This window comes from Erythrobacter sp., from assembly GCF_038133525.1.
GTDB lineage: Bacteria > Pseudomonadota > Alphaproteobacteria > Sphingomonadales > Sphingomonadaceae > Qipengyuania.
The window spans coordinates 1-8,569 of record NZ_JAYPTL010000085.1; the positions used below are offsets into that span (position 1 = coordinate 1).

The 8,569-nt window shown below is 63.8% G+C and carries 7 protein-coding genes; 4 read left to right on the forward strand and 3 right to left on the reverse strand.

Features of this window, described 5'->3' with window-relative positions:
* Window positions 1-351: 351 nt before the first annotated feature.
* The gene (locus AAFM29_RS15595) at window positions 352-792 is read left to right on the forward strand and encodes a TIGR01244 family sulfur transferase (protein ID WP_341713703.1); all 441 of its coding nucleotides are present in this window, start codon (window positions 352-354) and stop codon (window positions 790-792) included.
* Here the strand turns inward: AAFM29_RS15595 and AAFM29_RS15600 are convergent, their stop codons facing one another.
* On the reverse strand, window positions 793-2,223 hold the full coding sequence (locus tag AAFM29_RS15600) for an amidohydrolase (protein ID WP_341713704.1): 1,431 nt from the start codon (window positions 2,221-2,223) through the stop codon (window positions 793-795).
* A 61-nt stretch (window positions 2,224-2,284) separates the two neighbouring features.
* On the opposite strand from AAFM29_RS15600, the gene AAFM29_RS15605 reads away from it, so the two are divergent.
* The 3 genes from AAFM29_RS15605 to AAFM29_RS15615 are packed head-to-tail and all read left to right on the forward strand — an operon-like array spanning window position 2,285 to window position 5,240.
* Complete coding sequence (locus AAFM29_RS15605) at window positions 2,285-2,689, forward strand: hypothetical protein (protein WP_341713705.1); 405 nt, start codon at window positions 2,285-2,287, stop codon at window positions 2,687-2,689.
* Between the two features lies 1 nt (window position 2,690).
* Window positions 2,691-3,629 carry a sterol desaturase family protein gene (locus tag AAFM29_RS15610; protein ID WP_341713706.1) on the forward strand — a complete coding sequence of 313 codons (939 nt, stop codon included), beginning with the start codon at window positions 2,691-2,693 and terminating at the stop codon, window positions 3,627-3,629.
* Window positions 3,630-3,653: 24 nt separating this feature from the next.
* On the forward strand, window positions 3,654-5,240 hold the full coding sequence (locus AAFM29_RS15615) for a GMC family oxidoreductase N-terminal domain-containing protein (protein WP_341713707.1): 1,587 nt from the start codon (window positions 3,654-3,656) through the stop codon (window positions 5,238-5,240).
* Between the two features lie 72 nt (window positions 5,241-5,312).
* Here the strand turns inward: AAFM29_RS15615 and AAFM29_RS15620 are convergent, their stop codons facing one another.
* Window positions 5,313-7,697, reverse strand: a complete 2,385-nt coding sequence (locus AAFM29_RS15620; RefSeq protein ID WP_341713708.1) for a TonB-dependent receptor — start codon at window positions 7,695-7,697, stop codon at window positions 5,313-5,315.
* 264 nt (window positions 7,698-7,961) lie between these two features.
* On the reverse strand, window positions 7,962-8,569 hold a 608-nt coding region (locus AAFM29_RS15625), incomplete at its 5' end, for an ammonium transporter (RefSeq protein WP_371830759.1).

The following is an 8,569-nucleotide window of genomic DNA, read 5'->3' on the forward strand; positions in this document are numbered from 1 at the left end:
CCCCAAAGCCGTCGCGCTTGTCCCGTCCGCGACGGCGCCCTCTATCGTAACCCATAACTCGAATAGTACCTTCGTGCCGCCCATTGTTCGATCTGCCTTGCGCGGGGGCTGCAGGACGCGCCAGGCAGTGGCCACCGCGCAACTCGCGCAAACAGCCTCATCTTCGCAAGGTCATAGCGCGAAACAACGCCGCGCGCGAATGATTTAGCAGACATGTGTCTTCTGGCGCAAATTTGTGACATTTTCGCCAAGCGCGGCCTTGCTTCCTTTCGCTTGCGTGCATCATGATGAATTGGCAAGGCAATCGGGCCCCCAGACCCTGGCAGCGCCTCAGTCATTTGGAGAAGCCGCATGAGCGATTTTCGCAAGCTATCCGACAGCTTCCTCGCCAGCCCGCAAATATCGGTCGACGATATTGCCGAAGCGGCGGCCATGGGCGTGACGCTGGTGATCAACAATCGCCCCGACGGAGAGGCGCCGGATCAGCCCGAAGGCGCGGAGATTGAAGCTGCGGCTAGGGCGGCGGGGATGGATTACGTCGCGATTCCCGTGACCTCGGCGGGCTTCAGCGAGCCGCAGGTTGCCGCGCTCACCGAAGCCCTGGCGAAGACCACTGGCCCGGTGCTGGGGTTCTGCCGGTCGGGCACACGGTCGACACTCCTGTGGTCGCTGGCGCAGGCCAGCAAAGGCGTGGATCCCGATAGCATTGCCGACGCCGCACAGGCTGCGGGATACGATGTCGGACCGGTTCGCCCGGCGATGGACATGCTCGCCGCCCGCTCTCGCGGCTGACTACTTGCGATAATCGAGCGGCGGGTCGCGATCGCCCAACAGCGATTCGTAGCGATAGTTGGGGCCCCGCGCGGCATCGAATTCCGCACGCGCCGCCACGCGCAATTCGGGATTGGTATACAGTTCGACGGCCATCAGCGTCATCGCCTTTGCCGCCAGCTGCGCGCCCTTGAACCCGATCGATGATCCGCTCGCCGCGACCGCCTGCCAGCTGTGTGCACTGGTGCCTGGCACCCAGGTCGCCGTGTTGAGGCCGACCGTGGGCGTGGCCCAGGACACGTCGCCGACATCGGTCGATCCATAGCCAAGCGACTTGCCATAGGGCTTGATCGTCGCTGCACCCTCGATCGGCACGGCATGGTCTCCGAAACTCTTGGCGATTTCTTCGGCGAAGGCCCTTTCCTCTGCCGTATATTCGATACCGCCCAAGCTGCGCAGCTTGGCGTCCATCACCTTTGCCAGTGCTTCGATCGGCAGCAGTGAGTTGTTGCCGTGGATGATTTCCCAATCGACTTCGGTCCCGGTCCCCAGCGCCGCGCCTTTGGCCGCGGCCTCTAGTCGGGTCCACAGTGCCCGGACCTCATCAGCATCCGAATGACGGACGTAGTAGAAGACCTCGGCGAAATCGGGAACGACATTGGGTGCCGATCCGCCGCTGGTGATGACGTAGTGGATGCGCGTGTTCATGTCGGTGTGTTCGCGCATCAGGTTGACCATCATGTTCATCGCCTCGACCCCGTCGAGCGCGCTGCGCCCCCGTTCCGGAGCACCGGCCGCATGAGCCGATACGCCGTGGAAGCGGAACTTGGCCGAACGATTGGCGAGGCTGGTTTCCGCTGCAGCGCTGTTGATGCTGTCGGGATGCCAGTTGATCGCGAAATCGACGTCTTCGAACAGCCCCGCACGGGTCATGTAGACCTTGCCCGACCCGCCTTCCTCCGCCGGGGTGCCGTAGAGGCGGATCGTGCCCGGCGTCCCCGTCTTCTCGAGCCAGCGCTTCACCGCAATCGCCGCGGTCAGCGATCCCGCGCCGAAGAGGTTATGGCCGCAGGCATGCCCCGCATGCTTGTCCTCGATCGGATCGCGAGTCGCCGATGCGGACTGTGTAATCCCCGGAAGGGCGTCATATTCGGCAAGGATCGCGATGACCGGCCCGCCCTTGCCGCCCTTGGCTGTCCATTCGGCCACGAATGCGGTCGGAATGCCGGCAACGCCCGCTGTGACAGTGAAACCTTCGCTCTCCAGCTCGTCCTGAAGCAGGCCCGAAGAGCGGCCCTCCTGATAGCCCAGTTCGGCCCAATCCCAGATCTGCTTGGCAACGCGCGCGGTACGATCGCCCTGCATGGCTACTTCGGCCAGAGGATCGGCCTGTTGCGCCGCGAGCGGGGCGGTAATCAGCGACAAGGCTATGGCAGTGCTGGCAAGTTTCATCGATATCTCCCTTGTCCTGCATGCTTGCCGTAATCGGCCGTCCGTGCCAATCCGCCACGCCATGGATTCACCTGCCCTGCTCCAGTTCCTCGGATCGCTTGTCGCCATTCTCGCGCTCGCCTGGACCGCGCGCTGGCTGAAGCTTGGTCCGCAACCCCGGTTGCAGGACGAGGCCGAGGCGCGACTGGCTGCGGACGAGGCGGTAAGCGGCTATAGCCCCGTATCCATCGCGCTCGACCGCGACGGCGGCGGCGCCCTGATGCGCGATGCGGCGGGCCGCCTATTGCTGCTACGCCCGCATGGCACCCATTTCGCCGGCCGCATTCTTGCCGCAGGGGCAAGTGCGCGGATCGATGGCGATGCCCTGATCATCGACAGCGGCGAGCGGCGCTATGGTGAAGCCCGACTGACCGTTCCCGACCCCCAGCAATGGGCGCGCACGATCGACGCCCTAGGAACCCGCTGACATGCCCGATTTCTCGCCCGTCGACTATGCCGTGCCCGGCTTCGTGGCGCTGGTCCTGCTCGAGATGCTATGGGCCAGAAGCAAGCGCCGCGATGCCTATGAGCCCAAGGACACGCTCACCAGCCTCGCCTTCGGCCTGGGAAGCACGGTAGCAGGTCTGTTGACGGGCGGTGCTTTTCTCGCGCTGTTCCTGTGGACCTGGCAGTTTCGCCTGTTCGATGTCCCCTGGGCCTGGTGGGCCTGGGCCGCCTGCTTCGTGCTCGATGACCTCGCCTATTACTGGATCCACCGCTTCGGCCACCGGGTGCGCTGGTTCTGGGCTAGCCACGTGAACCATCATTCGAGCCAGCACTACAACCTCTCCACAGCGCTGCGGCAGACCTGGACCGGTTTCCTGACGCTGGGCTTCGCCTTCAAGCTGCCACTGGTGCTGCTGGGCTTCCACCCGGTGATGATTGCGATCTGCGGCGGCTTCAATCTGATCTACCAATTCTGGATCCATACCGAAGCGATCGACCGCATGCCGCGCTGGTTCGAGGCGGTGATGAATACGCCGAGCCACCACCGCGTCCACCATGCGACCAACCCACGCTACCTCGACCGCAACTATGCGGGGGTGTTCATCGTCTGGGACCGGATGTTCGGGACTTTCGAGCCGGAAAGCCGCGACGAGAAGATCCGCTATGGCATCGTCAAGCAGCTGGGCAGTTTCAACCTGCTGTGGAGCGTGTTCCACGAATGGATCGGGATCGCACAGGACATGTGGCGCGCGCCCTGGGGCAGCAAGCTGGGCTATCTGCTGCGCGAACCGGGCTGGACGCATGACGGCAGCCGCGAAACCAGCGACATGATCCGCGCGGGGTGGATGGAGCGCCAGGCGGCGAAGGGAAATCCGGTTTCAACCGAAAACCCGATTGCGGGCGAGGCGGAGCCTGCCTAACCTCTCGAATCGAGAGGAGTAATCATGGACGAATTCGATATTATCGTTGTCGGCGGGGGCAGCGCGGGCAGCGCCGTGGCCGGTCGGCTGGCAGAGGCGGGCAAGCGTGTCTGCCTGCTGGAAGCGGGGCCGCGCAACGACAATTTCCTGATCAAGACGCCGGGCTTCATGCCCTTCCTGCGCGACGCATCGAACTATCGTTACGAAACGGTGCCGCAAAAGGGGCTCAACGGTCGCATCGGCTACCAGCCGCGCGGGCGCGGGCTGGGCGGCTCGTCCGCGATCAACGCCATGGTCTATATCCGCGGCAATAGCTGGGACTACGACAATTGGGCGGCGCTCGGCTGCTCGGGCTGGGGCTATGAGGACGTGCTCCCTTATTTCAAGCGTGCCGAGCACAATGTCCGCGGTGCCGACGAGTTCCACAACAATGACGGCCCGCTGTGGGTCAGCGACCAGAAGTGGCCCAACCCGGGCAGCCTTGCCTTCGTCGAGGCGGCGGCGCAGCTGCAGCTGCCGCGCAACATGGATTTCAACGGCGCCAAGCAGGAAGGCTTCGGGCTCTACCAGGTCACGCAGAAGAACGGCGAGCGCTGGTCATCGGCACGCGCCTATGTCGAACCGCTGCGGGGTTCGAAGAACCTCGACGTGCGTATCGGCGTCACGGTGCAGCGGCTCGAGATCGATGAAGGCCGGGTGACCGGGGTGACCTATTCGGTGGGCGTCAAGGAGCGGACCATTCGCGCCCGCGGTGCGGTGGTTCTGTCGGCAGGTGCTTTCAATTCGCCGCAGATCCTGATGATTTCGGGTATCGGCCCCGGCCAGCATCTCAAGGACAACGGGATCGAGGTAAAGCTCGACCGGCAGGCCGTGGGTTCGGACCTGCAGGACCACATCGACTACGTCTCGAGCTGGGAGACCGAGAGCAAGGACTTCATCGGCGATAGCCTTGCCGGCACCGTGCGCATGGCCAAGGCGATCGTCGAACATCGCCGCAAGCGCACCGGCATCATGACCACGCCCTATGCCGAAGCGGGGGGGTTCTGGACCGTGATGCCCGATGCACCGGCACCCGATGTGCAGTGGCACTTCGTCCCTGCCATGCTGGAGGACCATGGGCGCGAGAAGGTCAAGGGGCACGGCTTCTCGCTCCATGCCTGCGTGCTGCGCCCCGAAAGCCGGGGCACAGTGCGCCTCAATGGTCCCGACGCACGGCTCGCACCGCGGATCGATCCGAACTTCTTCGACGACGAGCGCGACCTCGCCACCATGCGCGCCGGAGTGCGCCTGTCACACCGCATCGCATCCTCACCCAGCCTGGCGCGGTACGAACCGCGGGACCGCTACCCGATCGATCTCGACGACGATGCGCAGCTCGATGCGCTGATCCGCAACCGCGCCGATACGGTCTACCACCCGGTTGGCACTTGTCGGATGGGCCCCGATGCCGATGCGGTGGTCGATGAGACGCTGAAGGCGCGCGGGATCGAGGGACTCTACGTCGCCGACGCCAGCATCATGCCGCGCCTGGTCAGCGGCAATACCAATGCACCGAGCATCATGATCGGCGAACGCTGTGCCGATTTCATCAAGGCGGCGCTCGCCGCCTGATCGATGCGAAACAAGCAAAAAGGGGCCGGGACTTGCGTCCCGGCCCCTCTCTTGTTGCAACAGGTCCGAGCGTCAGAAGCTCTGGCGCACCGTCATGCCGATCGTGCGCGGCTGGCCTACATTGTAGCCGAGGCGTGCACGGCCACCGCGTTCGCGGTCGAAGCTGAGCAGGGCGTTCTCGTCGAACAGGTTGTTGACGTAAGCCGACACCGACAGGCCACTGTCGAAATCGATACCCACATTCAGGTTCACCAGGTCGTAGGACGGCAGCAACAGGTCGACGGTGGTCGATGCGTTGGCCGAAGCGCCGCCGAACGGCAGCCCGTGCACGAAGGTGCGCGGGTTGTTTTCCTGGTCTGCCGGCTGCGTGTAGCGGTTGCCCACATGGTTCCACGAAGCGGCGACATAGACGTCGGCGTTCGCGGCGACCGGGAACTCATAGCTGCCAGCAGCGGTGAACTGGAACTTCGGCACGGTCGGCAGGCGATTGCCATTACGGATACCCGTGGCCGTCACCAGCGCGCCCGGCAGGGTGGTGTCGAATTCGGCTTCGATCACGCTGCCCGAGAAGGTGAAGTCGAGCCCGGCACTCGGCGAGAAGCCGAATTCCGCCTCGATACCCATCGAGTGTGCCTTGTCGACGTTGAAGACGATACGCGACGAGCAGCTACCGGCATCAAGCGTAACCTGAAGGTTCTTGATGTCATTGTAGAAGCCCGCGACGTTGGCATGGAAACCCCGGCCCTGCGCCTTGGCGCCGATTTCGTAGTTCCACAGCGATTCATCGTCATAGCTCTGGAACGCGCCGAACAGCGCGGCGTCCGCAGGCGTACACAGCGTGATGTTCAGCGGATCGTTCACACCGCCCAGACGGAAACCCTTCGATGCCTGAGCATTGAGCGTCAACGTGTCGTTGACGTCGTAGCTCAGCAGCAGGCGCGGGCTAATGCCATCCGACTTGGTGCGATCCGAGCGGTTGTCGCCATTGGCGAACAAGCCGCCTGAGATGAACTGGCGCTCTTCCTTATAGTCGTAGTAGCGGGCGCCAAGGGTAACGTCGAAGGCGTCGGTCAGGGCATAGGTCGCTTCACCGAAGACCGAGATCTGCTCCAGGTCATAGGGCAGGTCGGCGTTGTAGGGCGAGTCTGCAGGGAAGCCATTGGCAACCGCCGCCGAGGTACCCGCACCGAGGACCGCATCGGTCACGGCGTCATAACCCGGGGTTGGCAGGCGCTGGCGATAGAAGCGATCGGTCTGCGAATAGAAGCCGCCGATGACCCACTGCAGCGGACCCGAGCCATTCGAGGCGAAGCGCACTTCCTGCGTGATCGATTCGACATCGGTTGTGTCGAGCAAATTCGACGGCAGCAGGACGCCGGCATCGGGGTATCCGAGATCGACCGAAACCGACCCGGTCAGGGCGCTGGCATCGCGGCTGACAAGGATGTCGCGGTTGGTGTAGCTGCTGACCGAAGTCATGGTCACCGCACCGAGTTCCGCTTCGACCACGAGGTCGGCAATAACCGTCTCATCTTCGAAGGCTTCGCGCAGCAGCAGGTACTGTTCGCGCTCGTTGAAATCGACGGTAGGCCGGGTGGTGGTATCGGGGTTGGCGTAGAGGTTCCAGATTTCCTGACGGTTGAAACCGTCGGCCTTCACCTTCTGGTAGACGATGCGCGGCGTGATCTTGAATCCTTCGCCGGTATCGATGGTGAGCGCCAGGCGGCCACCGTAGCGTTCGCCGCCGTTGATATCCTGGCCGCCGGCGGGGCCGATCGCGTCGATGAACCCGCCATACTGGGTGTAGTAGGCCACCGCACGCAGCGCGGCACGCTCGCCCAGGGGTGCGTTCAGCGCGCCCTTGAGGTGCCAGCCAATATCATCGCCATCGACCAGGTTGATATTGCCCTCGACCAGACCTTCGGTCACGCCGATCTTCGGCTGGTTGGTGATGTAGCGGATGGTGCCTCCGACACTGCCCGAACCGAACAGCGTGCCCTGCGGGCCGCGCAGGGTCTCGACACGATTGAGGTCGAACAGGTCGAGATCGGGGGTGAACAGCGACAGCGAGATCACGCTTTCGTCGAGATAGACGCCGACCTGTTCCTTCACGCCGGGCTGATCGCGGACAATCTGGCCTGCCGAAACGCCGCGCACCGAAACCTGGCTCTGGCCAGGGCCGAGGTTCTGCACCGAAAGACCCGCCACATTGCGCGACAGGTCTTCGAGCGTGCCGGCGCCCGAGCGCTGAATATCTTCCTGGGTCTGGGCATTGATCGAGAACGGTACGTCCTGGATCGTCGAATCGCGCTTCGTTGCGGTAACGATGATGACGTTGCCCGTATCTTCTGCCTCTTCCGCGTCCTGCGCAAAGGCGGGGGCAGCCAAGGCAACAAGGCCGCAACTGGCAAGCAGCGCGGCGGCACGCGATGCGTGCCGCGTAATTGTGGGGTTCATGTTTCCTCTCCTCCTCGACCGGACACAGGTCCAGCCAACTTGGCGGAAGTGAATCAGTTGCAGGATCAATGCAACTATCCGTGCAAAGGCGCGGAAAAATCTCGCGCATGGCGTAGCATCGGCGTCACACACCATCCGGGCGCAAAAAAAGGGCCGGAGTCTGGCTCCGGCCCTTGGTGAGTTGATGTTCGCAGGAGGAACATGGTTGGGCGGGGGCACCTCGAGAGAGGAGAGGAGAGAGGTGGCGCCCCCGCCGAGCTGTGATCAGTTGTAGGCGCGCTCCCCGTGCTCGCCGATGTCGAGGCCTTCGAATTCGACCTCTTCGGTGACCCGGAGGCCAGTGAGGAGCTTCGCGGCATAGATCGCAACCGCCGTGCCGACAGCAGCCCACACGACGGTGGTAACCGTGGCGTTGAGCTGGACCAGCGTCTGGTCGACCAGCGACAGGTCGCCGCCGGGCCCACCAAAGGCGGTGTCGTGGAAGATGCCGGTGCCAATCGCACCGATCATGCCGCCGATGCCGTGAATGCCGAATGCGTCCAGCGCATCGTCATAGCCGAGCTTGGGCTTGAGCTTGGAAACCGCATAGAAGCAGACCACCGAAGCGATCGCACCCAGCGCGATGGCACCGAACACTCCGACATTGCCGGCGGCCGGGGTTACTGCCACCAGGCCGGCGATGACGCCCGAGCAAAAGCCCAGGGCCGAGGCCTTGTGGCCCATGGCGCGTTCGACGATCATCCAGGCCAGCGCAGCTGCTGCCGTTGCCACGAAGGTGTTGATCATGGCGAGGCCAGCAGTGCCATCGGCTTCGAGCTCCGAACCGGCGTTGAAGCCGAACCAGCCCACCCACAGCAGGCCCGTGCCGACCA